At 49.9% G+C, this 2,692-nt stretch carries 4 protein-coding genes and 1 pseudogene; 4 read left to right on the top strand and 1 reads right to left on the bottom strand.

What is annotated here, in order from left to right; translation table 11 throughout:
* Positions 1–631, top strand: a pseudogene (locus tag HWQ67_RS15870) (hypothetical protein); the annotation flags it as partial.
* A gap of 65 nt (positions 632–696) precedes the next feature.
* On the opposite strand, the gene HWQ67_RS15865 reads toward HWQ67_RS15870, so the two are convergent.
* Complete coding sequence (locus tag HWQ67_RS15865) at positions 697–1,350, bottom strand: hypothetical protein (RefSeq protein WP_218253660.1); 654 nt, start codon at positions 1,348–1,350, stop codon at positions 697–699.
* A gap of 139 nt (positions 1,351–1,489) precedes the next feature.
* Here HWQ67_RS15865 and HWQ67_RS15860 point away from each other — a divergent pair, with 139 nt between their 5' ends.
* The 3 genes from HWQ67_RS15860 to HWQ67_RS15850 form a co-directional block, all read left to right on the top strand.
* Positions 1,490–2,038: a DJ-1 family glyoxalase III gene (locus HWQ67_RS15860; protein WP_218253659.1), complete on the top strand. Its 549-nt coding sequence runs from the start codon at positions 1,490–1,492 to the stop codon at positions 2,036–2,038.
* A 42-nt stretch (positions 2,039–2,080) separates the two neighbouring features.
* The gene (locus tag HWQ67_RS15855) at positions 2,081–2,368 is read left to right on the top strand and encodes a YggT family protein (protein WP_218253658.1); all 288 of its coding nucleotides are present in this window, start codon (positions 2,081–2,083) and stop codon (positions 2,366–2,368) included.
* Positions 2,369–2,449: 81 nt separating this feature from the next.
* Positions 2,450–2,692 (top strand): nucleotidyltransferase family protein (locus HWQ67_RS15850; RefSeq protein ID WP_218253657.1); only part of this gene is annotated, 243 nt, incomplete at its 3' end.

Below are 2,692 nucleotides of genomic sequence, written 5' to 3'. Positions count from 1 at the left end.
CATCGACAACGCCGTCTACGTACCCACCCTCTGTAGCGCCGTCATGCTCATACGGGACTGCGAATCGTTCTACTTTGACACCAAGTACATCAAGGAGACGCACGATCTTGACCTCTGCATCCAGGCCTGGTATACGGGCAAACGCGTAGCCTGCGCACTCGACCTCAAGGTCATACACCACCACGGCTACATAGCCAAAAACAACCCCGACTACAACTCGGTCTACTACCACGATTGCACACACTTCTCCAAAAAATGGTCAGACTTCATGCCCTACCTCACCGACGTACCACAACTGAGACAGTACAAAAAACACGGCGAAAAAAACACCTGGACACACTACTACTTCCGTGCAACACGCATGAAGCTGACAGACAGCCAACGCGCCATCGAGATGTTTACCAGGATCGCGCGCTATTGCTACAACGAACGCACACGCGCCAATGCCTGCTTCCACCTGTATCAGATTACGGGTGAGCAGTCGTTTTTGGAGCAGTGTCTGCAGGCAAACCCCTGCCACCAGGCAGCCGCACAACAGTTGAGCAGTCTCACGGGGGTCACCCACCATCCACTGCGCACCTGCAGGTACAACATGTTCAACTGCAAGCGGTGTTATCTGAGGGCGATATAATCAGAGGTTGCCAGAAGAATTCATCAACAAGAATTCATCAACAAGAATTCATCAACAAGAATTCATCAACGGTTCATTTTTGATGGCAGCTCGTTTTTTATAAACTCCCCCCACTTGGTCTTGACATACTGCAGCTGACGCAACGGATCGCCAAGGTTGGTTGCGCTGACATCCAAAGCCGCCGCCACTGCACCGCCCTTGAGCCACTGTTGCATACAGATGTCGAGGTATATGTGGTCTGAGTTGTTGTAGTCAGGGTCGAAGTGGATCGCATTGGGGTTCATGAGCAGGAGCATTGGGCCGGCCACGGCGCAAGTATAGGCGTATTGGTTGGGTGTAGGATTGACAATACCGGTATAGTTTATAATATCCATTTCTACATTGAATTCAACGCCGTAGTAGCCAACCGCAGCATCCTTGTACTGGTGCACGCACCCAACCACCTGTGCTCCGGCATCGCTTGAACTCTGGAGCAGTTTGTACAACCACCGTGTGTCATTGACCAGAGCCGTGTCCCTGAGCAAGATGATAGGCCGTCCCTCACAGTAGTCCGTGATATCCTCGTAGAGGTCTGCCTGCACAAACGTGGGATTACCGCCATTATCGTATATGATCAGCTCCGCCATCGACAGATCGGTTGCCTTTAAATCCTCAATGCACCGCCTGGTCGTGGGGTGGTACATGTCCTCCGTCCACAGAACAATAAACACATCCTTCATCTATATAAATTATAGCACACATTTAGATGTAATTGTTGTTTACTTAAGTTGTTGGTAATTATTATAATACATCAGTTGTGCAATGGGTATTGCGTGCATCTGGATATAGCTTTGTAAGCATAAAATTTGGAGGTTGACAATGGAAAGGGTCTTATTGCTACTGGCAGAGGGCTTTGAGGAATTGGAAGCGGTGACGATTGTTGATGTTCTCAGACGTGCCGAGATAGATATCGTCATGGCGGGTCTGGGCGATGGCGTGGTGACAAGCGCAAGGCGCATAAAGATAGTCCCCGATATGCAACTCAAGGACGTAGACATAGAACGGTTTGATATGGTGGTGCTTCCAGGTGGTCAGCCAGGTACCGATAACCTGGCCAGGGACGAGCGGGTTATACGCATAGTCAGGGCCATGAACGAAAGGGGCAAGTATACCGCCGCCATATGTGCCGCCCCCTACGTGTTGTCGGAGGCCGGTGTGCTCTCCGGCAAAAGGGCGACAAGCTATCCAACGTTCCAGGAGAGGCTTAAGGCGGCAGAGGTGGTAAAGGACGAGCGTGTCGTCAGGGATGGCACCGTGATTACCAGTCAGGGACCAGGGACAGCCATAGATTTTGCCCTCGAACTCGTTGAACTCTTTAAGGGCAGTCAAAAGGCGCAGACCATTCGACAGGCCATGCTCTGTGCATAGAACAGAGACAATAACAACACAAGGGAGGCTGTAGTGTTTGTAATGGGAAATTTATTATTAGCGGTTGCCCAACTCCTCGATATGTTACTGGGAGCCTACACGTGGGTTGTGATAATTTCGGCCCTGATCAGTTGGGTAAACCCCGACCCGTACAATCCTGTTGTGAGGTTTCTGCGCTCGATAACAGAACCGCTCTATGGACCGATCAGGCGTAAGATAGGCCTCCTTGGCGCCATAGATGTCTCCCCCATAATTGTTCTGTTTGGTGTGCATTTTCTGAGAGTATTTCTTGTGGGATCGCTGGCAGGGTTTGCTCGTCGGATGATGTGAAGCTCTGCCGTATGACCTGATAGATGACATGGCACACAACAGTTGGAGTGGTTTATGTCTTAGACAGTGTTATGTGGTTGTGTGAGCGGTGCAAAAAATATGAACGCCATCGGGATATTGAAAAGTCATGCTAAAGAGATAAAGAGCCAATTCCACCTCAAGTGTATAGGAGTGTTTGGTTCCTTTGCCCGTGGGGAGGCAAAAGCCGAAAGTGATGTCGATGTGCTCGTAGAATTTGAAGAGGGATATGTTACTTTTAACAACTACGCCAACCTTAAGTTTTATCTCGAAGGCTTGTTCGGCAGAGAGGTAGATTTGGTAACC

Origin of the sequence: Candidatus Magnetobacterium casense (assembly GCF_019173545.1) — a bacterium.
Lineage (GTDB): Bacteria > Nitrospirota > Thermodesulfovibrionia > Thermodesulfovibrionales > Magnetobacteriaceae > Magnetobacterium > Magnetobacterium cryptolimnobacter.
This window is presented reverse-complemented; position numbering and strand designations above follow the sequence as displayed.